This window comes from Sulfurimonas sp. (assembly GCF_023229105.1).
Lineage (GTDB): Bacteria > Campylobacterota > Campylobacteria > Campylobacterales > Sulfurimonadaceae > Sulfurimonas.
Genome location: NZ_JALNZY010000035.1, coordinates 1 through 20194, shown reverse-complemented (window position 1 = coordinate 20194; position 20194 = coordinate 1). Strand labels below are relative to the sequence as shown.

Below are 20194 nucleotides of genomic sequence, written 5' to 3'. Positions count from 1 at the left end.
TCCAGACTGGGAACCAATTATGAAAAAGGCTTCTGCCGTTATAACAAACCGCGGAAGCCGTACCTGCCATGCAGCGATTGTCGCTAGAGAGATAGGAGTTCCTGCTATTGTCGGATGCACAGATGCCACAAAGGTGCTTCATGATGGACAAGCAGTTACAGTAAGCTGTGCGCAGGGCGATGAGGGATATGTTTATGAGGGAGAGCTTCCCTTTAATGTTGAAACCATAAATATGAAAGAGTTAAAACCAACTAAAACCAAACTCTTCCTCAACATCGGCAACCCGGCAGAGGCTTTTAACTTTGCAAAGATGCCAAATGACGGCGTGGGGCTTGCTAGAATGGAATTTATCATGAACAACTCCATAAAAGCACACCCCATGGCGCTTGTTGATATGCATAAAGGAAAAAGCGTAAAAGATGAGGATAAAATCCGCTCCTTTATAGCTCCTTACAGTGACACAAAAGAGTTCTTTTTACAAAAATTAAGCGAAGGGATTGGAATGATTGCGGCAGCCTTTTATCCAAAACCCGTCATCATCAGAACTAGTGATTTTAAAAGCAACGAATATCGCAATATGCTTGGCGGCTTTATTTATGAAGCGGTTGAAGAAAATCCTATGATAGGCTTTCGGGGTGCTAGCCGCTACTATGACGAGAGTTACCGCGAAGCGTTCGAGTGGGAGTGTGCGGCACTAAAGAGAGCAAGAGACGATATGGGTTTGGATAACATTAAAATAATGCTTCCGTTTGTCCGTACGCCGCAAGAGGGGAAAAAAGTCATAGAGATTATGAGCAAAAAAGGGTTAACGCAGGGCAAAAATGGACTTGAGATTTATGCCATGTGTGAGATTCCTACAAATGTCATTTTGGCAGACAAATTTTTAGAGCTCTTTGATGGCTACTCCATCGGCTCAAACGACCTCACACAACTTACTCTTGGAGTTGACAGGGAGAGTGAAAAAATCGCTCACATCTTTGATGAGAGAGACGAAGCAGTTATGCGAATGCTACAGATGGCAATAGAGGCTTGCAAAACAAGAGGAAAATATATAGGCATCTGCGGGCAAGCACCTTCTGATTATCCAGAAATTACTGAGTTTTTGGTGCAAAATGGCATTGATTCCATCTCTCTTAACCCAGACTCACTCCTTAAAATGCGTCAAGTTATTAGTGATATGGAGAGTCGTTTATAAAAAATACGCCCAACTAAGCGCTACTTTTTCTTCTTAGCGCTTTTTTGTGCTTTTTCTTTCTTTGTGAAGTCTTTGATGTTCTTTTTGACTTCTTGCTTCAACTCTTTTTTTAACATCGCTTTTAACTCTTTTTTTACGATTTTTTGAACTTTTCTCTTATCAATCATCTTAAATCCTTTAATTTTATATGTTATATCATAGTCGCTATGAGCTTAAGATACCCTATAATCATCTATTTTACATGTAGCTCTAAAAATATGATAAAATTGCGCCTATGAAATTTAATGTACTGCTCTCAATACTCTTTGCTATTGTTACAAGTTTTGCTGCTATACATGAAGTGGAGCATATTGAGCACAACGACAGCTCTTCATGTCTAATATGTACCATTAACAGCAACTTAGTATCTGGTGATGCAGTCAATTTTACTGCTGATGTTGAGCTTTTTCATTTTGAAGTAATTGTTCACAACGCTCCTGTTTCATATCTTCACATACAAACAAGCTCAAACCAAAACCGCGCTCCGCCTGCACTATCCTAAACTCAAAAAACAATTATTACAAAAACAAAAAATATATTATTTATTAGGATAAAAAATTATGAAAAAAATATTATTATCAAGCACGCTGTGTGCGGCTTTAGTTTATGGTGCAGAGGTGCTTCCTGTTGAAAAAAGAACTTTTGATCAGTCGAAATTTATTCCCGATATCTCTTTGATTTTAGATGCTTCTTATGTGGACAGAAGCGTAAAAGACGATGAGGCGGGGCATCTGGAACTTCCGGGTGTAGCCCACGGTTTACTAGGTTCACATTCACATGGAGACAGCAATCATGCGACCTACAATGCAAACAACGGTTTTAACCTTAACTATGCAGAGTTGGTACTCTCTAGCTCAGTAGATCCATTTTTTACGATGGACGGTGTCTTTCACTTTTCAGAAAACGGAGTTGAGATAGAGGAACTTTTCTTTACCTCAAATGCTCTTGGATACGGCACAAGAATAAAAGGCGGAAAATTTAACTCAAACTTCGGATACTTAAATGAACAGCATCACCATACTTGGGATTTTGCAGATATGCCTTTGGTATATGAAGCGTTTTTAGGGATGCACGGCATCAATGAAAATGGTGCACAGATACAGTGGACTGCTCCGACTCCGTTTTATTTAATGGCAGGATTTGAAGTGCTTCAAGGCGAAAATGAACAGATGTTCGGCAACGAAACTATCGGCGATGTAGAAAACCCTATAGCAGAGGGCAAAGATGGTCCGACTCTTTATGTAGGATATGTAAAAGCATCTTATGACATAGGCAATACGACTCTTTTAGGCGGGCTCTCTTATGCTCAGGGCGAATCAAGAATAAACCACAGCGCTGATGAAGAAAATCCGCACGCTTTTAGCGGAGATGCAAAGCTCTACGGTGCCGATTTTGTTGTTTTACATGCGCTTGATTCTTACAAATCCCTCAAACTCCAAACAGAATACTTAGCCAGAGAACTTGATGGCACACAGTACGCCCTAGATAGTGATGCAAACGTAATAGGTTCCCCTGCGATACTCAAAAAACAAGACGGTCTCTATTCTCAACTAATTTACACACACGATAAAAACTGGAGAATGGGCGTGAGATACGATACTATCTTACGAAATGACATAAAGACAAACGGTGCAACGGTAGAACAGCCTAGCAATCTTGATAAATACACAGCGATGATAGAGTATCATACAAGCGAGTTTGCAAGATTTAGAGTTCAGTACAGCCGTGATAACTCTATGTTTAACGAAAATGGACAAAGAGAGAAGATTGATACAATCATCTTCCAAGCAAATATCTCTATAGGTGCACATGCGGCACACTCATTTTGATTTTTGATACCCATTTGAAAATTACAAAGCATCTTATATTTCAAGATGCCAAATATTGCCTCTCTTGAGGCAGATTGGAGTAGATTTGAAAAAATTATTAACACTGTTGATTCTCTTACCCTTAACGCTCTTAGCTCATCTAAATATTGCGGTAAGCTACCCTTATATAGGTGCGCTAACAAAAACAGTAGGAGGCGAACACATAACAACAACTGTTTTGGCAAAAGGAAACTGGGATCCGCACTTTATTATCCCACGCCCTTCACTTATTGCAAAAGTGAGAAATGCTGATGCGCTTATTATGAATGGAGCTCAACTTGAGATAGGCTGGCTTCCTCCCCTTATAAACCGTGCAGGAAATCCAAAAACTTCGCCAAACACTCCGACTTTTTTAAACCTTTCGCACCATATAGAGCTTATAAACAAGCCTAGCGAAGTGGATAGAAAAGACGGCGACATCCACCCAGACGGAAATCCGCACTTTCATCTTAATCCTGAGAACATTCTTATTTTAGCTAATGTTATAAAGGAGTTTCTTATCTCTATAGATACACCAGACAGAGCTATCTATGAGAAAAATTACGCTGATTTTTCTAAAATATGGAAAGAAAAAATGGTGCTTTGGAGCCAGAAAATGAGCGACAAAAAGGGTTTGAAGGTTATTCAGTTTCATGATAATCTAGCTTATTTTAACAAGGCATATGGACTCTCAAACATAGGAACAATCGAGCCTCTACCCGGAATTCCTCCATCATCAAGACACACAATTAAGACAATTGAGCTTATACAAAAAGAACAGCCTTGCTGCATACTCCATGATGTTTACCACTCAACAAAAACAGCCGATTTTATAAGCCAAAAAACAGGAATAAAGGTAGTTTTGATGCCTCATGACATAGAATCTCTAGAAAATATTGACAACCTAGCTTCACTATTTGACTACTTGACAAGCGCTATAAAATGATAGATATTCTACTTGTTCCCATAGCTCTAGTCATTATACTTGTGATGTTGCACTCCTACTTTGGGATGGAGATACTAAAGCGGGGTATCATCTTTACAGACCTTGCAATTGCGCAGTTTGCGGCTCTTGGATCCTCTATGAGCCTTGGTTATTTTCATGAAGAGCATTTCTATCTTTTAACTCTTAGTTTTGCCTTATTTAGCGCATTTCTTATAGCCTTTGCATCAACGAGAAAGTTGCATCTAGAAGCCTTCATCGGTATTTTATATGTTTTAGGTGCGAGCGGGATTATGATGGTACTTTCGCACTCGGCTGAGGGGATGGAACACTTCAAGTCACTACTTGCTAGTGATATACTCTTCACGCCTCCGATTGAAGTTGCAAAAAGCGGGGTTATCTACGCTTTTATAGCACTTGCGCTCTTTTATGTCTACCCAAAACTAAGCGGTTTCATCAAGGAGCTTCTCTTCTTCTCGCTCCTTGCCATTACCGTTACCTCATCCGTTTCACTTGCAGGTGTTTTTGTAGTTTTCGTGCTACTTATTGCACCTCCTTTTGTAGCTCTGTCGTTAAACTTTAAAAAACCTTTGCTTGGAAGTTTCTTTTTTGGATGGTTTTTTAGTATAAGTGCGATTATACTATCATACTTTTATGACTTGCCAACGGGCTACAGTATCGTCTTTTTAGGCGCATTTTTAACTGCAACTGCTGTTTTAGCAACATCAAAAAAGGCACATGGGAACTGATATGAAATTTCCAAACGAGTGGACGCAAAAAGAGTTTTTACAAAACAAAAAAGAGCTTGAGGCAAAGGGCATAAAGGTGCTGCTTATAGATACCATTCTTGCTTCTATTGAAAAAGCAGACACGGTAATTTATAACCCTTTTGAGTTAAATAAAGAGCCTGAGGGAAGTGTCTTTGTATTTTACTGCGACAGCGGAAAAGCAACACTAAACAGGCTTCAAGAGTATAAAAAAAAGTTTCCAAAATATCACTGTATCTCACTTCGCGGCGGCAGAGGATATTGGCGGATAAATATGATGATTCCTGATGAGTGAACATGAAAAACAGCTAGAGTGCTCTATACAAAACCTCCGCAACGGAAATTTTTACGATGCGCATGAAGATTTAGAGCTTCTCTGGTTTGCTAGAAGATTTGAAAAGTCAGATGAAGTTAAGCTCATAAAAGGGTTTATAAATGCTTGCGTCTGTTTTGAACTTTATAAAAAAGGCAAGACAGAGCAGTCGAAAAAAGTTTGGATTAACTACCTAAAATATAAAGATTTAACCGAGTGCATAAACTCCCCACATGCAGAAAAATATCGCCTACTTAGGGATGAAATTGAGATAATCAAGAAGAGTTTTATAAAGTAGTCGGTAAACTTTGCGTTATGAAATTTTTACTACTAATCACTCTTATAACAACGCAATATGTTTTTGCTCTAGTCACAATCGCTCCAGTTGAGATTGGTGATAAACCCGGTCTCTCAAGCACTATCGAAGCAGCTTTAGAGACAAAAAGAGGAAACAGCGATACAGACGACTACAAAGCCTCTGCAAGAACAACGTATGACAGCAACGAGAGTTACGTTGCATGGGTAGAAGTATCCGGCGCATACGGCAAAGCAAACAAAGAGGAAAATACAAATAAACTCTTCTCGCATGCAAGATACATTCGCGCTATAACAAAAGAGACCATCAGGGGCGAGCTCTTTTTACAACTACAAAATGATGAGTTTAAAGAGATTAAAAGCAGAGCACTCGGCGGTATCGGTGCTAGATTTAAACTGCACGGTATATGGCAAAACTCAAGAGGCTTTCTTGGTCTTGGCGCTTTTTACGAGGATATTGTTTATAACAATCCGCTTTTAAATCCATCAGAGCAGAACATAAGAGCAAATGCATACTTTGCCTACTCTATTAATTTTAACAAAAGCGCATCCATCGCATATACCCTTTACTATCAACCAAAAGTCAACGATTTTAGCGACAATGTTCAATCCCATGAGGTAGAATTAAAGCTGGGTATTTACAAAAATCTTTTTTTAAAGTTTGCTCTCTCTTACGATACAGACAGCAAACCTCCCGTTGGCGTTCGCAAGTATGATCTTACACAAAATACATCTTTTGTCTTTAGCTTTTAATTCTGCTTTTGTTATAATCAAATACCTTAAAGGATAGAAGATGAATCTCTCAAAATATAGTGATTTGGCAATAATGTACGCCGGAGAGTACAGTTTGAAAATCGTTGCTGCCTTAGCGATATTTTTTATAGGAAAATGGGTAGTGAGAAAAATCACTGCCTTGATAAAAAAGCTGATGCTAAAAGCGCAGGTGGATTTAACACTTATCAAATTTTTAGAAAAGGTGCTCTACTTTTCGCTTCTTGTCGTCATTACTCTGGCCTCTTTAAATGCGCTTGATATAAATACGACCTCCTTTATAGCACTATTTGGTGCGGCATCCTTAGCTGTGGGTTTAGCACTCAAAGACTCTCTCTCAAACATAGGCGCGGCCATTCTTATTATAATCTTTAGACCTTTTAAAGTAGGAGACCTTATAGATGCAGCAGGAGCCTCAGGCACGGTGGAGGAGATAAATCTATTCTCAAGCATAATGCTTACACCTGATAATAAATCCATAATAATTCCAAACTCTTCAATTATCAACTCAAATATAACAAACTACTCAAGCAAACCGATACGCAGGATAAACCTTGTTTTTGGGATTGATTACACCGACGACTTAAAACTTGCGAAGGAGACGCTTATGCAAATTATAAAAGAGGATGAGAGGGTTCTACTAGATCCTGCTCCTCTTGTTGCAGTCGGGGAATTGGCAGAAAATAGCGTGAACTTTGTATTTCGTGTTTGGGTAAAAACAGAGCAGTATTGGAATGTTCACTTTGACATGTTAGAAAAAGTCAAATTGGCGTTTGATGAAAAGGGCATCTCAATCCCTTTCCCACAAATAAATGTACATCTACAAGGGCAAAAGAGCGAATAGTAATCTATTTTGCTTGAGCCTTCTTTGTGATTCCCCAAAGATGCAAGGAGTAAGTCGCCATAAGTGCAATAAAAGTCGCACTTAAAAATAGGTAGCTTGGATAAAGCTCATAAACATATCCTGCGATTAACGCCCCTAGAAATGCTCCAAATCCGTAAGTTATTCCTGAGAAAAACTGCTGTGCAAGCGATTTGTGTTTATAGAGATAAAAAAGATAGCTTATTGCCGCCGAGTGAAAGAGCGCAAAACTAAGTGCATGAAGAGCCTGTGATGCAAATAAAATAGTTATATTTTCCGGAAATAAAAAGAGCATTAGCCATCTTATAGCAGTTATAAAAGTTGTGGCTTGAAGGATTACAAGCAGATTTTTGCGAAGAAGAGTCCCCTGAAAGTAGAGCATAAAGATTTCAACCACAACTCCAAAACTCCACAAATAAACCGCAATATCTAGACTAACATTATGGTCGGTTACATAGATGGTAAAAAAGTTGTAAAATGAACCAAAACTTACCTGCATAAGTGTTAGCCCCACCCATAATCTCCAATCTTTTAAGATATTTATGTCGTTTATGGTATCTTCACTTTTATCCAAAAGTGCATCAGCTTTTTTTGCGATTATGTAAGCTACCATCGATGTAGTAAATGCTAAAACCAGCAAGTACATGAGTGCCACATCAGCAGAGCTCAAAAATCTGACTAAAACAAGCGCTACTAAGATAAAACCTACCGAACCAAAGAGTCTAATCTTGCCATATTTCTCTTTTCCCAAATATTTAAGCGATATTAGCTCAACATAAGGAAGCACTATGCTAAGCCCTACCCCAAGGCTGATGTTTGAAAAAAGAAGTTTATAAAAATTGTCCAATGAAAAATAAAGAGATATGGCGCTTAAGCACATAATAATAAGCGATATATTAAAGCTTGTTATGTTTATCTTCAACCCTTTTATAAATGCAAAAGGTACTATAAAACGCACAAGCGGAGCTGCTGCGAATATGATGCCTATTTCACTAGCACCGTATCCGCTCATAAAGAGGACTTTAGGTAGAAATATTATATAAACACCAATAATCGAGAAGTAAAAAAAGTAAAATATTGCTAATAAAATTGACATTCGAGATTATAACCTAAAGAATGAGAATATAATGCGGGAGAAAAAGCATAAATATATAAAAATATTTCACTGGGTAGAACTTCTTTTTGAAGAGTCATATATTTATCATTTATTCTGTAATTAGGGATTAATATTGTCTTAAAAATTTTAAAAATATGCTACAATCCCGACAATATTTCAAAGATAATTGAAAGACAAAATAAATCTTAATAATTAACTAAAAGGTATCTTTATGCTAAAAGAGATGGCAGATAATGATTTTATAGTATCTAAAACAGATTTGAAAGGCAAAATAACTTATTGTAATAAAATATTTATGGAGATGGCGGAATACAAGGAGGAAGAACTGCTTGCAAAGCCGCACAGTATTATAAGACACCCCGATATGCCAAAAGCTGTTTTTAAATATCTATGGGACACTATTGTTACCAAACAAGAGGTCTTTGCCTTTGTTGTAAACAGAACCAAAAATAATAATCACTACTGGGTGTTTACCAATGTGACAGCCTCTGTTGATAAAAATGGCAAAATTATAGGCTACTTCTCTGTAAGAAGAAAGCCAAATCCAGAAGCTCTGGAAGTCATTATCCCTCTGTACAAAGAGATGTTAAGGGTTGAAAAAAGCCAAGGAATAGAAGCCTCATTTAAAGTTTTAACAGACATATTACAAGAAAAAGGAGTAGGTTATGACGAACTTATCATCTCTCTTCAAAAATAGACAAAGCACCCTGCTCTTTATAACAGTTCTATCTATTGGAATATATGCACTAATTATTCAAAATTTTATCTTCTTTGGCTTGATGCTTCTGGTTTTAATCGCTTCTGCTTTTATAAGAGCAGATAACGACTACGAATCAAAATCTCCAACATACCAATCAATGATTAAGGTTTTAAAAGAGGTTTCTAATGGCGAACTTGAGGGGCGCGTCACTCACATACCCGACAATGACTCTATCGAATCACAGTTTGCATGGAGCCTAAACAATGCTCTTGATCAACTCGAAGCATTTATAAGAGATGTGCACGCATCTATCGAAAACGCTTCGCGCGGTAAAAACTATAGACTTACATATACCTCAGGGCTTCACGGAAGTTTCTACACTACTTCAAATGAACTAAACGGTATTATGGGTTATATAGCACAAGGGTTCACTTTAAAAGCAAAAGGCGAACTCTCGCAAAAGCTAAATGCTCTAAGCGGCGGAGCAAGCAACGCATTTGAAACAATCCTTAGCGACATCACTCTTGCACAGCAAGATTCCACAGCGATTGCTGATGTATCAAAAACAACAGCGGCCCTCTCTTCAAAAAGCTTACAAGGCGTTAAAAATATAAGTGAAAGTTTCAATGCACTTGTGAGTCATATATCCTCTTCTCATAACGCTATTGTAAATCTTGAACATAGATCAAACGAGATTTCGGTTATAGTTGGGCTAATCAAAGATATAGCAGACCAGACAAATCTGCTCGCACTCAACGCTGCTATAGAAGCAGCTCGTGCAGGTGAGCATGGACGCGGATTTGCAGTTGTTGCCGATGAGGTAAGAAAACTTGCAGAAAGAACTCAAAAGGCTACAAACGAAATTGAAACAACAATATCTACCCTCAAACAAGACTCTAATGATATAAGTGCAAACTCTGAGAACATTTCAGAAATTGCACAAAAATCAAATTATGTCGTAAACGAGTTTGAACAGACATTCTCTCAACTAAACGTATTTGCAGAGCAATCGGCTGATACATCTAAAAAAATACAAAGCAGACTAATGGCAACATCAATGAAAGTTGAACTTGCTCTATTTAAAACAGATGCTTATTCATCAATATTTGAGTTAAAAGAGTCTTATGTATACAATGACCATACAAGCTGTAATATTGGTAAATGGTACATAAGCGAAGGAGCAGAGTATTTCGGGCATACAAACGCTTATAAAAATATTGGGGAGATTCACAAAAAAATTCATAGCTCCATTACTGGCAATCTATATTTTATTAAAAACGACTTGGCTTTCAAAAGTGAAAACATAGATAGCATAGTTCAAAATTTTAAAGAGATGGAAGATGCGGCAGATAATATGTTTAAACAACTTGACAATATTGTGAAAGAATTTTAAATTATTTACCTATGATTAACTTATAATTAATATAATTATTCATCTCAATTATGTTCAACCCCTTTCATTTTTGAGACAGATACAACCTATAAATTATTTTATTATCCATTCCTTTCTCCTCCCCTTTTTTTTCGGGATGGATAATTATGCTAAACTTCTAACATGAAAAAAATTCTCCTAACAACGCTAAATTCAAGATTTACACACACATCAATTGCGCTTAGATATCTCTATGCAAACTTAAAAGAGCTCCAAGATGATGCGATGATACTGGAGTTTAGCATCAATGATGCCGTGCAAAATATCGCAGAAAAGCTTCTTGCGCATAAGCCTGAGATTATAGGCATTGGCGTTTACATTTGGAATGTTTCATATGTGAGCGAACTTATCCATCTCCTCAAAAAAGTCTCCCCAAATACAAAAATTATCTTAGGCGGTCCGGAAGTTTCACATGAGCCTTTTCGAGTTAACCTTGATAGTGCTGATTTTATCATTCAAGGGGAGGGAGATATTGCTTTTTATGAACTCTGCGTTGCTATTTTAAATAACTCTGCCACTCAAAGAGTTATAAAAATGAGTTTGCCTTCACTTAAAAACATAGCGCTTCCTTATAGATTTTACACCGATGATGACATTAAAAATAGATATATATATGTTGAAGCTTCACGCGGTTGCCCTTTTGAGTGTGAATTTTGTCTCTCCTCCATGGATGAAAAAGTAAGAGCGTTTGATCTTAATGTGCTTTTAGAGGAGTTTGAACTTCTTTGGCAAAGAGGAGCAAGAAATTTTAAGTTTATAGATAGAACATTCAATCTAAATATAAAAACTGCCAATAGACTCTTAGACTTTTTTTTAGAGAAAAAACCGCCCTATTTTGCGCATTTTGAAGTTGTTCCCGACCACTTTCCAGATTCACTAAAAGCCAAAATCTCTCTATTTCCAGAGGGTGCTTTACAGCTTGAAATCGGCATACAAACACTAAACTCAGAGATTGCTGCTAATATCTCAAGACCTCTAAAACTTGAGAAAATCAAAGAGAATATAAAATTTTTGCAAGATGAAACAAATGCTCACATGCATCTTGATTTAATAGTAGGACTTCCGGGAGAGACACTTGAGAGTTTTGGAGCCAACCTTGATGAACTTGTGCGTTTAAGCAATAGCGAGATACAGATAGGCATCCTTAAAAAACTCTCTGGAACTTACATAAACCGCCATGATATAGAGTGTAAAATGATATATAGCGATATTCCGCCATATGACGTGCTACAAACCTCTACACTCTCATTTGAAGATATACAGATAATGAAAAGATTCTCTAGGTTTTGGGATTTAACATATAATAGCGGCAACTTTAAACAGAGTGTCAAACTTATTTGGCAAGAGCAAAGTGTATTTGAGCGTTTTTACGATTTTAGCGCTTGGATTTACTCTCAAACTGATTCTACTTGGAAAATTTCTCTGCAAAGATTAGGCGAGCTGCTTTTTACATACCTTTGTGAAATAAAAGGAGTAAATACCGAATTTGTTGCAAAAACTATGCTTGAAGATATGATGAAACTCAAAGGTAGAGCAGTTGCACATTACCTCAAAAAATACGCCGATAATCTAAATATAAATAACAAGAAAGGGACGTCAGGTTTTAACAAAAGACAGCAATAAAAAGGGTGTTAAAAGACAAATTACATATGTCGTGTGAGAAAAAATTACGAAGTCAATGAGTCCAAACTATAATCCTCTGGAGTTCAGCCCTCTGGCTATAGCTTCGTTTATCTCCTTTTTGTATTCAGGATTCAATCTTGCAAGCTCACTGTCAAAAGCTATAATCATATCTTTGTTTGCATTTGGATGTCTGCATATTGTAAAAAGAATATCTATATATGTATCAAAATCGGGGTGGGGTCTAAATCCGAGTTTTTTATGAACTTTGCCATGATATTCTATAATAAGTGTTAAAGCATTTGAGAGAGCATCTGCATTTGATCTTTTATTTTTTATAACACTTACTAGATAAAACAAATCCGTATTTACGGAAGGATCAGTCTCTTTTTTTGGCTCCTCTTTATGAGGCATCTCTTTTTTGGGAGCCGGAGATGATTTTTTTTTAATTTTTATATCTTTGTTAGGTTCTAAAAAGAGTAAAAAAATTAAAATTGCCAAAATTGCAATCAGCCCCATAATGCTTTTTACTATTAACTCTGCGTCCATTTTTTCTGCTTTTTTTATATTGTATCTTACCAAGGGTAAAGAAACTGATATTTCTATATAAATTTATAAATGTCATATTAAACTAGATTGATTATTGGTGGACAGCTAGGGATTTGAACCCTAGATAGATTGCTCTATACCCGCGTTCCAGGCGAGCGCCTTCGACCACTCGGCCAGCTGTCCGTAAAAGAAGTGCAATTTTACCCTCAAAAGCCTTAAGAATAGCTCTAAAACAACAGCGCTTTAGAGTGAAAAATCACTATAGTCATATTTTTGCAAATCTATGTAGTATTTTTTATCTATCTCTATAACCCTAGGGTCCTCTTTTTCTCTTGCTTTAAACTTCTCTTTTATCTTTAATCTCTTTTTTTTGGAAAAATCTTTGCTTTTGAGGTATTTGCTAAGAGAGACTAATCTTTTTTCCTCTGCCAAATCCTCTTTTTGAATATGTTCTATCTCTGCTTCAAATGACTCGTCTGGAGCATTTAAAATAAATTTTGAAGAGATTGCGTTTATGATGTTTTTTAACTGCTCATCTTTTTCTTTATAAATCTGCTCAATTTTTTCTCTCTCTTGTAAAAGCATCTGCTCTTTTTGATCTCTTAGGCTTCTTGTTTCACTCTCAAGCGTCTCTACTTTTTGCTGTAGTTTTGCATTTTGTTCCTCTAAGAGTTTATAGTATCTCTCATCTGCAAAGGAGGCTGTTTTTTTGCCGTTCGTGTTTGCTGTTTTTGCCTGTGCACTCTTGTGCTCGCTTAGTATAACAAGCTTTACACCATCTTCTATAACGCTCTGCAGGGAGCCTCTTCTTATGCGGTTATGGATTGCCTCTTTTGAGACGCCAAGCTTATCGGCGGCATCCGGGATGGTAAGTTTTGTCATGTCGGCGTCCTATCTCATATTTTCAAATACAAGCGGCGCTTCCCACTCCATGGAACGAATAGTTGCAATAACTTTTTGCAAATCATCTAATTTAGCCCCCTTGACTCTGATGGAATCACCCTCTATCTGAGCGGTAACTTTGAGTTTGAGATTTTTTATCTCAGCTGTGATTTTCTTAGCCTCTTTTGATTCAATGTAGTCAACTATTTTAAAAGTTACTTTGCGATTGTTGCCGCTTGAGTCTTCTGTTTTTAACTCTTCAAGCACTTTTGAGGAGAGATTCTGTTTTAAAAGCTTTGCTATAACAATATCTTTAAGTGCTTCAAGCTTGTTATCACTTGAAGCAATAAGCACTAAAAGCTTATCTTTCTCTTTATAGTTGATTTCATACGGTGTTCCCTTAAAATCATAACGATTTGCAACCTCTTTATCTACAAGATTGATAGCATTTTTAAAGCTCTGCATATCAATCTTTGCGCTTATATCAAATGAGTATTCTTTTGCCATTTTCAAAACCTTTTATAACATAATGTAGATTATAACATATTTTTTTAAAGTGTGTTAGTAGTTTTAAAAAACAGGACTTCCATCATTAAATCCGCCAAAATTGCCAAAACTTGGATCCATATAGCCAAACATGGAACTTTTTGCCCTTAATTTTTCTATATCTGCTTTACTTGAGATTCTCTGCGGACACACAAGAGTGCATTCGTTGCATAGCGTACAATCCCAGACGCCGTTTGTCTGAATAGTCTCTATTTTCTCTTTTGGATTTGACTCTCTTTTATCGCTAACATAACGCCAAACTCTTGTTAGTGAAAATGGTCCTAGAAATTCGCTATTTACTGCATAAACAGGACATGCACTATAGCATGAGCCGCATAGTATGCAGTCACTTTGAAGTTCATTTATATGTTGATTTTCTATCGAAAGCGAAATATCCTCTGAAAGCAAGCTTTGCCATGCTTTTGCTTTTTCATTAAAAGCATAAGCTTTATCCATATCTACAACCAAATCACGAAGTACAAGAGTGTTGCGAAGCGGCTCTATCAAATCGCCCTCTTTTACATGGTATGAACATGCCAAAACCTCCCGTTTGTTTACTCTCATGGCACAACTTCCACAAACACTGCTTCTGCATCCACTGCTATATGAAAGAGATGGGTCTTGAGTGCTTTTTATTTTATTTAACGCCTCTAAAAGAGTTCCACCTGCTATGTCTACCTCATACTCTACAACACTCTCTCTTTTGATATTAATTTTCATAACTGATTTCTCCATCTATATCTATAACAGTATGGGCTCTATATTTTTCATTGCTTATCGGGGCATCAACTCTAAAGTGCGCGCCTCTGCTCTCATCTCTGCTTATGGCACTTAGCAAAACCGCCTCCCCTAGTAGGAGCATATTTTTAAACTCTAAAAACTCTATAAGGTTTGTGTTGTACTCTTTTGTTTTATCACTCACACCCATTTTTGGCAGAGCTTTTCTCATCTCTTGAAGCACTTTTAAAGTCTCTTCTAGTGCATCCTTATCTCTTTTTATCCCGACATGTTTGTAGAAGAGCTCGCCCAAATACGCATGATTTTCATAAAAGTTACTCTCGTTTATCTGCTTTTTTATCTCTACAATCTCTTTTTCAAAAAACTCTTTTTGCCCCGATATATCTACTCTCTTGCTGAAACTTTTAGCATATTTAACAGCACTCTCTCCCGCTTGCCTGCCAAAAACTACAAGCTCTAAAAGAGAGTTTCCTCCAAGTCTGTTTGCTCCATGAACTTTATGGTTCGCGCACTCTCCCGCTGCAAAGAGTCCATTGATGCATGTCGAGGAGTTCATATCCACCTCTATGCCACCCATAGTATAGTGTGCTGCTGGCTTAATGGGGATAAGGTCATGCACTGGATTAATATCTTCATAAAGCTTTGTGAGTTTTACCTCTTGAGGTAGCTCTTTTTCTATAAACTCTGCACCCAAATGGCGAATATCCAGATAGATATCTTCCCCCTTTGCTATCTCGTCATAGATAGCTTTTGAGACCTTATCACGAGGCGCAAGCTCATCCACAAATCTCTTATGCTTTGAATTTAAAAGATGCCCGCCCGCACCTCTGGCACTCTCTGAGATAAGAATAGAGGAATTTTTCAAAGCAGTAGGATGAAACTGCACAAACTCCATATCACTCACTCTTGCCCCTGCTCGTAGTGCCGCAGCAATGCCGTCACCCGTAGAAGATACCGAATTTGTAGAGAAGTTGTGATAGAGTCTGCTGTAGCCTCCTGTCGCGATAATAACGCTTGATGCTTCATATATCTCTACCTCGCCGCTTCTTTTGTTGAGCAAACTTACGCCGCAGATATATTTTTTACCACTCTCCTCGAGCTGGGTTAAAAGCTCCAACAAATATCTCTCATTTAAAATCTCGATTTGTGCGGCAAGAACTCTGTCGTAAAGCGTATGAAGAATTTTCAAGCCAGTATAATCCTGAGCATAACAAGCGCGCGCGGCATATGCACCGCCGAGTTTTCTTTGGGCAATTTTAGACTCGGGTGTTCTGCTAAAGGTAACACCTATACTATCTAGCCATGCTACGGCTTTTGGCGCCTCCTCGCACATATATCTTACAGCGCTCTGCTCTGCTAAGCCTTTTGCGGATTTGAGTGTGTTTTGGATATGCATCTCTACGCTGTCGCCCTCATCACACGACAAAACGGCATTTATTCCCCCTTGAGCCATACATGTTTGACTCCTTGTGGGATACTCTTTTGTTATAACCGTTACTTCTGCACCGTTTTCATGAGCATTTAACGCGGCAACAAGACCTGCCCCTCCAGCTCCTATGACTATGACTCTATTTTTCATCACTCTTCCTCGCTTGGAGCTATTTTGATTGTAAATTATACCACAAGAGCCAAAAGTGCATATCTTGCAATCCTCAAACTTCCCGCGATTAAAACAAACCAGACAAACCTAAGCCTAACAACACCCGCAACAAGTGTTAGTGGGTCGCCAATGATGGGCAACCAGGAGAGTAAAAGTGCGTAGTAGCCGTATGTGTGTCCATAGCCGTACGCTTTAGCTCCTGCTTTAGATGCTAAGAGTTTTGTTTTTGTTTTTTCATAAAGCAGATATCCTAAAAAATAATTCAAAATGATGGCAAGAATATTTCCGCAGGAGGCAAAAAGAAGTGCTTTTGGCTCAGACATGCCGCTTGAGAGAGCTGCAACAAATGCAACCTCTGAACTAAAGGGAAGAATTGTTGCTGCTAGAAAGGCTGATAAAAAAAGTGTTATTTCTGCTATGTTATCTACTTGTAAATAGTTTAATATTTTCTATCACGCCTGCTATAAGCTTCTCTCTGGCTTCAATGCTAGCCCATGCGATATGCGGAGTTATATATAAATTGTCTATGTTTTTTACATGTAAGAGAGGGTGATTTTTCTCCATTGGCTCACTTTTTAGCACATCCAAACCAAAGTAGATATTTTTCTCATCAACCACTTTTGCAACTGCCTCTTCGTTGATTATACCGCCGCGCCCAAGGTTTAAAACAACGGCTCCGTCCCTACATATTAACAATTGTTCATAATCTAATAGATTAAGAGTTTTCTCATTTAGTGGTGCATGTATGGTAACTATATGAGATGTCTTAAGTAACTCGTCTAGCTCTACTTGCTTATAATCTTGATTGTGATTTTTACCACTTGTTGAGAAGTAGCAGATCTCTGCGCCGAATGTTTTTGCTACTTTTGCCACACCCAGACCAATTTCGCCCAAGCCTATAATGCCCCATTTTTTGCCCTTTACCTCAAAAAATGGATGTGACACATCTGTAAAAATAGGGCTTTTTGCATAGTAGCCCTCTTTGACATAGTTATCATAATATTTAGAGTGCGCCAGCAGATAAAAGAGCATGGAAAATGTGTGCTGGATTACTGAGTCGGTTGAGTATCCAGAGACATTTTTCACTAACACATCTCTTTTTTTTGCGGCTTGTAAATCTACATTATTCATACCCGTAGCAGCTACACAGATAAGCTTAAGAGCAGGTGCATTTGAGATGTGAGCCTCACTTATCACAACCTTGTTAGTAACGATAACGTTTGCATCTGTTATACGTTCTTGCGTCTGTTGCGGCGAAGTTGTTTGAAAAATATCAACATCCCCGAGTTTAAAAAATTCGCTAAGAGATGTCTCGCCAAATGTAAGAGCATCAAGAATAACAATCTTCATTTATTACCCCTTGATATTTTTAATCAACTCTCTTGCTTTTTTTAGTGCCTTGTCTGCTTTATCAAAAACAAGTGCTACCGCCAATCTTCTGCCTTTGTGAGCTTCGGGTTTGGAGAAAATTCTGACAAAACTATTCTCACTAAAGAGGCTCTCATCCACATCTACGACAGGAGCATAGCTGTGTGTTTGGGATTTAAATGCAGCACTCGCACCCTCACCGTAAAATGTAAACCCAAGTGGAAGCCCTAAAACAGCACGTAAATGAAGTGCAAACTCGCTTTGTGACTGCGTAATAAGTGTTACCATTCCTGTATCATGCGGGCGAGGAGAGACTTCAGAAAAATAGACCTCGTCCCCTTTTACAAACAGCTCAACTCCAAAAAGACCACGACCGCCAAGACCGTCTGTGATTTTTTTAGCTATCTCTTGTGAGCGCTCCTTTGCAAGTGGACTCATCTGCATCGGCTGCCATGAAAAAACATAATCCCCGTCTCTTTGCTCATGACCGATTGGTTCACAAAAAATAGTCTCTTGTCCGTTTCTAGCAGTTACCATTGTTATCTCATAATCAAAATCTACAAAAGCTTCAACTATAAGCTCACTAGCATCACCGCGTGCCTCTTTTGCTGTCTCCCATGAAGCATCTATATCTTCTATGCTCTTAGCTACGCTTTGCCCATGACCCGAACTGCTCATAACAGGTTTTATAACACACGGAAAACCCATCTTTAGCGCCGCTGCTTTTAGCCCCTCTTTGGTAGTAACAAATTCGTAAGCACCAGTTTTAAGTTTTAAGACTTCAGCTGCAAATGTGCGAATATTTTTTCTGTTCATAGTTTTACTAACAGCACTTGCGTTTGGAATAACGTTATACCCTTTATCTTCGGCTTCAAAAAGAGCATCAATGCTTATAGCCTCTATTTCGGGGAGAATATAGTCTGGCTTTTCACGGTAAATAATCTCTAGCACTGCATCTTTATCTTGCATATTTACAACATAAGTGCGATGTGCTACATGGTGTGCGGGTGCATTTTGGTATCTATCGACTGCTATGACTTCAAGACCAAGCCTTTGGGCTTCAATAGCAACTTCACGACCGAGTTCACCAGAACCTAGAAGCATGATTTTTTTTGAGTTTGATTTTAATGGAGCGGAGAATTGCATCTATAATTCCTTCAATGTTTATGAAGGAATTATAACAAAATAGATTTAAAACTTATCGTTTTAACCCGATAAGCGTCTCAAGAAGAGTATCTGAAGTGGTAATGGTTTTACCGTTTGCCTGATAACCTCTTTGGATGATAATGAGCTGTGTTAACGAACGAGATAAGTCAACATTTGAAGCTTCGAGTGCGGCAGCTTGCATAAATCCGCGTCCTGCTGTTGCGGCAGTTCCTATAATCGGATCTCCAGAGTTGGCAGTTTGTATAAAAACATTCCCGCCCTCGGTTGAGAGACCTTCATTATTTGTAAACTTTGCCATACCGATTTGCGCCAAACCAAAAGAGCGCCCGTTACTAAATGAACCAACTAACGTACCGCTTTGGTCTATCCTGATGCCTACTAAATCTCCACCGGTAAAACCATCTTGGCTTATTCCTGAAGTCGATGAAGCAGAATCAAAACTTGTCATCCCGTCAAAACTGTTTGACGTACCTAGCTTAATTGCAACCTGCTGGTTTGATGCTGAACCGTTATTTGCAGTAAAGGAAACGTTTGGCGGGTTATATGTAGATAGTGAACCGTCACTGTTAAATCTAACAAAACCTTTTTTTTCATTGTACGGCAATATCGAATCAATGGTTGCCGGTTCGGGAACACTGATTTTCATATCCCATGTGCTTCCTGTTGAAGCATCTACGGAAACTTTTCTAAACTCCGTTCTAAGTGTATGTTTAGAGCCTAGCGAGTCAAAGATATCTATACTTGCCGAGTGTGTTGCTGCATTGAAGCCTTGAGAAAATGCCATTGCCGTACTTCCAGCAGGAAGAGTTGAATTTAGTGCTTCCATGTTTCTTGTAAACTTTGTATTTTCAGTTATACCACCACCAACAATACTGCCTGCATCCATTCCTGTAATCGAGAGATTGATATTATAATCATTTGCACTTCCGCCCGGATTTGATAACTCAAACTTACCCTGCTCATTTACTTTTACTTCAACATTACTTGTAGCACCGCCACCGTCGGCATTTGCTTGAGTCTCAAGAGCATAGCGGAGATCTGCAATAGTAGTAAATTTTTTATCACCTCCGGCTACCGTTGTAGCTACCGTCGGGTCATACTGATATCTATAAGCTGTAGTAACTGAATCTCCAACTAAAAAACCACTATCATCAGCGCCGCCGACCGCATTTATCCTAATATTATGTGAAGAGTTAGAGTCTGAGTTGCTGTTTGTAAGTGTTATCGTATCAGTTATAGTGTCGTATGTAGCACTTATGCCCGTTGTCGAACTCTCTGCATTGATAGCTGAGACATATCTTGCACCATTTTGGTCTGCCGAATTTCCTATCACACCACCACTCGTCGTAATCTGCTTTGTCGTACCATCATCTAGTTCAAATGTAATATCCAACTCAGCCACACCGGCAGAAACCAATCCGCC

24 protein-coding genes, 1 tRNA gene and 1 pseudogene are annotated in these 20194 nt (G+C 38.2%); 14 read left to right on the top strand and 12 right to left on the bottom strand.

Translation table 11 applies throughout. The features are described 5' to 3' along the window. Positions 1-1195 (top strand): phosphoenolpyruvate synthase (gene ppsA, locus M0Q17_RS06275; protein ID WP_295084688.1); only part of this gene is annotated, 1195 nt, incomplete at its 5' end. 20 nt (positions 1196-1215) lie between these two features. Here the strand turns inward: ppsA and M0Q17_RS06270 are convergent. Continuing rightward, positions 1216-1362 (bottom strand): hypothetical protein, encoded by a 147-nt coding sequence (locus tag M0Q17_RS06270; protein ID WP_295084686.1) that lies wholly within the window; start codon positions 1360-1362, stop codon positions 1216-1218. Between the two features lie 107 nt (positions 1363-1469). Between M0Q17_RS06270 and M0Q17_RS06265 the strand changes: the two genes are divergently transcribed. The 8 genes from M0Q17_RS06265 to M0Q17_RS06230 all read left to right on the top strand — a co-directional run bounded on the left by M0Q17_RS06265 (position 1470) and on the right by M0Q17_RS06230 (position 7034). Then, complete coding sequence (locus M0Q17_RS06265) at positions 1470-1736, top strand: hypothetical protein (RefSeq protein ID WP_295084683.1); 267 nt, start codon at positions 1470-1472, stop codon at positions 1734-1736. Positions 1737-1794: 58 nt separating this feature from the next. After that, complete coding sequence (locus M0Q17_RS06260) at positions 1795-3063, top strand: hypothetical protein (RefSeq protein WP_295084680.1); 1269 nt, start codon at positions 1795-1797, stop codon at positions 3061-3063. Between the two features lie 85 nt (positions 3064-3148). Further along, positions 3149-4027 (top strand): metal ABC transporter substrate-binding protein, encoded by an 879-nt coding sequence (locus tag M0Q17_RS06255; protein ID WP_295084677.1) that lies wholly within the window; start codon positions 3149-3151, stop codon positions 4025-4027. Continuing rightward, a complete protein-coding gene (locus M0Q17_RS06250) occupies positions 4024-4773 on the top strand; it encodes a metal ABC transporter permease (RefSeq protein WP_295084674.1) in 750 nt (249 codons plus the stop codon). Before M0Q17_RS06255 ends, M0Q17_RS06250 begins: the two co-directional genes overlap by 4 nt. Position 4774: 1 nt before the next feature. Then, a complete protein-coding gene (locus tag M0Q17_RS06245) occupies positions 4775-5086 on the top strand; it encodes a hypothetical protein (protein WP_295084670.1) in 312 nt (103 codons plus the stop codon). Then, on the top strand, positions 5079-5402 hold the full coding sequence (locus M0Q17_RS06240) for a DUF309 domain-containing protein (protein ID WP_295084667.1): 324 nt from the start codon (positions 5079-5081) through the stop codon (positions 5400-5402). Before M0Q17_RS06245 ends, M0Q17_RS06240 begins: the two co-directional genes overlap by 8 nt. Positions 5403-5419: 17 nt before the next feature. Further along, positions 5420-6172: a DUF481 domain-containing protein gene (locus tag M0Q17_RS06235; RefSeq protein ID WP_295084664.1), complete on the top strand. Its 753-nt coding sequence runs from the start codon at positions 5420-5422 to the stop codon at positions 6170-6172. Positions 6173-6212: 40 nt separating this feature from the next. After that, positions 6213-7034 carry a mechanosensitive ion channel domain-containing protein gene (locus M0Q17_RS06230; protein WP_295084661.1) on the top strand — a complete coding sequence of 274 codons (822 nt, stop codon included), beginning with the start codon at positions 6213-6215 and terminating at the stop codon, positions 7032-7034. 4 nt (positions 7035-7038) lie between these two features. Here M0Q17_RS06230 and M0Q17_RS06225 read toward each other — a convergent pair whose 3' ends face one another. Next, a complete protein-coding gene (locus M0Q17_RS06225) occupies positions 7039-8148 on the bottom strand; it encodes an MFS transporter (RefSeq protein ID WP_295084658.1) in 1110 nt (369 codons plus the stop codon). 232 nt (positions 8149-8380) lie between these two features. Here M0Q17_RS06225 and M0Q17_RS06220 point away from each other — a divergent pair, with 232 nt between their 5' ends. The 4 genes and pseudogenes from M0Q17_RS06220 (at position 8381) to M0Q17_RS06205 (ending at position 11924) form a co-directional block, all read left to right on the top strand. Next, positions 8381-8866: a PAS domain-containing protein gene (locus tag M0Q17_RS06220; protein WP_295084655.1), complete on the top strand. Its 486-nt coding sequence runs from the start codon at positions 8381-8383 to the stop codon at positions 8864-8866. Further along, positions 8835-9893, top strand: a pseudogene (locus M0Q17_RS11245) (methyl-accepting chemotaxis protein); the annotation flags it as partial. The gene M0Q17_RS06220 and the pseudogene M0Q17_RS11245, both read left to right, overlap by 32 nt. 21 nt (positions 9894-9914) lie before the next feature. Continuing rightward, positions 9915-10262: a CZB domain-containing protein gene (locus M0Q17_RS06210; protein WP_366835084.1), complete on the top strand. Its 348-nt coding sequence runs from the start codon at positions 9915-9917 to the stop codon at positions 10260-10262. Positions 10263-10424: 162 nt separating this feature from the next. Then, the gene (locus M0Q17_RS06205) at positions 10425-11924 is read left to right on the top strand and encodes a B12-binding domain-containing radical SAM protein (protein WP_295084652.1); all 1500 of its coding nucleotides are present in this window, start codon (positions 10425-10427) and stop codon (positions 11922-11924) included. 66 nt (positions 11925-11990) lie between these two features. Here the strand turns inward: M0Q17_RS06205 and M0Q17_RS06200 are convergent, their stop codons facing one another. From M0Q17_RS06200 to M0Q17_RS06170, 7 genes are all read right to left on the bottom strand, one after another. Then, positions 11991-12470 (bottom strand): hypothetical protein, encoded by a 480-nt coding sequence (locus M0Q17_RS06200; RefSeq protein ID WP_295084649.1) that lies wholly within the window; start codon positions 12468-12470, stop codon positions 11991-11993. Positions 12471-12565: 95 nt separating this feature from the next. Then, a tRNA-Ser gene (locus M0Q17_RS06195) sits at positions 12566-12653 on the bottom strand. A gap of 60 nt (positions 12654-12713) precedes the next feature. Beyond that, positions 12714-13352 carry a DNA-binding protein gene (locus tag M0Q17_RS06190; protein ID WP_295084646.1) on the bottom strand — a complete coding sequence of 213 codons (639 nt, stop codon included), beginning with the start codon at positions 13350-13352 and terminating at the stop codon, positions 12714-12716. Between the two features lie 9 nt (positions 13353-13361). After that, positions 13362-13859 carry a YajQ family cyclic di-GMP-binding protein gene (locus M0Q17_RS06185; protein ID WP_295084643.1) on the bottom strand — a complete coding sequence of 166 codons (498 nt, stop codon included), beginning with the start codon at positions 13857-13859 and terminating at the stop codon, positions 13362-13364. 63 nt (positions 13860-13922) lie between these two features. After that, a complete protein-coding gene (locus M0Q17_RS06180) occupies positions 13923-14618 on the bottom strand; it encodes a 2Fe-2S iron-sulfur cluster-binding protein (RefSeq protein ID WP_295084640.1) in 696 nt (231 codons plus the stop codon). Further along, positions 14608-16215, bottom strand: a complete 1608-nt coding sequence (locus M0Q17_RS06175; protein WP_295084637.1) for an FAD-dependent oxidoreductase — start codon at positions 16213-16215, stop codon at positions 14608-14610. Before M0Q17_RS06175 ends, M0Q17_RS06180 begins: the two co-directional genes overlap by 11 nt. Positions 16216-16250: 35 nt before the next feature. Next, positions 16251-16502: a DedA family protein gene (locus M0Q17_RS06170; RefSeq protein WP_295084635.1), complete on the bottom strand. Its 252-nt coding sequence runs from the start codon at positions 16500-16502 to the stop codon at positions 16251-16253. A 1-nt stretch (position 16503) separates the two neighbouring features. Here M0Q17_RS06170 and M0Q17_RS06165 point away from each other — a divergent pair, with 1 nt between their 5' ends. Next, positions 16504-16674 (top strand): hypothetical protein, encoded by a 171-nt coding sequence (locus M0Q17_RS06165; protein WP_295084632.1) that lies wholly within the window; start codon positions 16504-16506, stop codon positions 16672-16674. Here M0Q17_RS06165 and M0Q17_RS06160 read toward each other — a convergent pair. The 3 genes from M0Q17_RS06160 to M0Q17_RS06150 all read right to left on the bottom strand — a co-directional run. Further along, the gene (locus M0Q17_RS06160; protein WP_295084629.1) at positions 16657-17586 is read right to left on the bottom strand and encodes a D-2-hydroxyacid dehydrogenase; all 930 of its coding nucleotides are present in this window, start codon (positions 17584-17586) and stop codon (positions 16657-16659) included. The genes M0Q17_RS06165 and M0Q17_RS06160 overlap by 18 nt on opposite strands. A 3-nt stretch (positions 17587-17589) precedes the next feature. Continuing rightward, the gene (purT, locus tag M0Q17_RS06155; RefSeq protein ID WP_295084626.1) at positions 17590-18750 is read right to left on the bottom strand and encodes a formate-dependent phosphoribosylglycinamide formyltransferase; all 1161 of its coding nucleotides are present in this window, start codon (positions 18748-18750) and stop codon (positions 17590-17592) included. Between the two features lie 52 nt (positions 18751-18802). Next, positions 18803-20194 (bottom strand): flagellar hook-basal body complex protein (locus tag M0Q17_RS06150; RefSeq protein WP_295084623.1); only part of this gene is annotated, 1392 nt, incomplete at its 5' end.

Coding starts and splice junctions, on each gene's coding strand:
- M0Q17_RS06210 (WP_366835084.1), top strand. CDS start 9,915: ATGGCAACATCAATGAAAGTTGAACTTGCTCTATTTAAAACAGATGCT.
- M0Q17_RS06220 (WP_295084655.1), top strand. CDS start 8,381: ATGCTAAAAGAGATGGCAGATAATGATTTTATAGTATCTAAAACAGAT.
- M0Q17_RS06225 (WP_295084658.1), bottom strand. CDS start 8,148: ATGTCAATTTTATTAGCAATATTTTACTTTTTTTACTTCTCGATTATT.
- M0Q17_RS06240 (WP_295084667.1), top strand. CDS start 5,079: ATGAGTGAACATGAAAAACAGCTAGAGTGCTCTATACAAAACCTCCGC.
- M0Q17_RS06265 (WP_295084683.1), top strand. CDS start 1,470: ATGAAATTTAATGTACTGCTCTCAATACTCTTTGCTATTGTTACAAGT.
- M0Q17_RS06185 (WP_295084643.1), bottom strand. CDS start 13,859: ATGGCAAAAGAATACTCATTTGATATAAGCGCAAAGATTGATATGCAG.
- M0Q17_RS06235 (WP_295084664.1), top strand. CDS start 5,420: ATGAAATTTTTACTACTAATCACTCTTATAACAACGCAATATGTTTTT.
- M0Q17_RS06165 (WP_295084632.1), top strand. CDS start 16,504: ATGATGGCAAGAATATTTCCGCAGGAGGCAAAAAGAAGTGCTTTTGGC.
- M0Q17_RS06190 (WP_295084646.1), bottom strand. CDS start 13,352: ATGACAAAACTTACCATCCCGGATGCCGCCGATAAGCTTGGCGTCTCA.
- M0Q17_RS06230 (WP_295084661.1), top strand. CDS start 6,213: ATGAATCTCTCAAAATATAGTGATTTGGCAATAATGTACGCCGGAGAG.
- M0Q17_RS06180 (WP_295084640.1), bottom strand. CDS start 14,618: ATGAAAATTAATATCAAAAGAGAGAGTGTTGTAGAGTATGAGGTAGAC.
- M0Q17_RS06160 (WP_295084629.1), bottom strand. CDS start 17,586: ATGAAGATTGTTATTCTTGATGCTCTTACATTTGGCGAGACATCTCTT.
- M0Q17_RS06175 (WP_295084637.1), bottom strand. CDS start 16,215: ATGAAAAATAGAGTCATAGTCATAGGAGCTGGAGGGGCAGGTCTTGTT.
- M0Q17_RS06200 (WP_295084649.1), bottom strand. CDS start 12,470: ATGGACGCAGAGTTAATAGTAAAAAGCATTATGGGGCTGATTGCAATT.
- purT (WP_295084626.1), bottom strand. CDS start 18,750: ATGCAATTCTCCGCTCCATTAAAATCAAACTCAAAAAAAATCATGCTT.
- M0Q17_RS06205 (WP_295084652.1), top strand. CDS start 10,425: ATGAAAAAAATTCTCCTAACAACGCTAAATTCAAGATTTACACACACA.
- M0Q17_RS06270 (WP_295084686.1), bottom strand. CDS start 1,362: ATGATTGATAAGAGAAAAGTTCAAAAAATCGTAAAAAAAGAGTTAAAA.
- M0Q17_RS06250 (WP_295084674.1), top strand. CDS start 4,024: ATGATAGATATTCTACTTGTTCCCATAGCTCTAGTCATTATACTTGTG.
- M0Q17_RS06245 (WP_295084670.1), top strand. CDS start 4,775: ATGAAATTTCCAAACGAGTGGACGCAAAAAGAGTTTTTACAAAACAAA.
- M0Q17_RS06260 (WP_295084680.1), top strand. CDS start 1,795: ATGAAAAAAATATTATTATCAAGCACGCTGTGTGCGGCTTTAGTTTAT.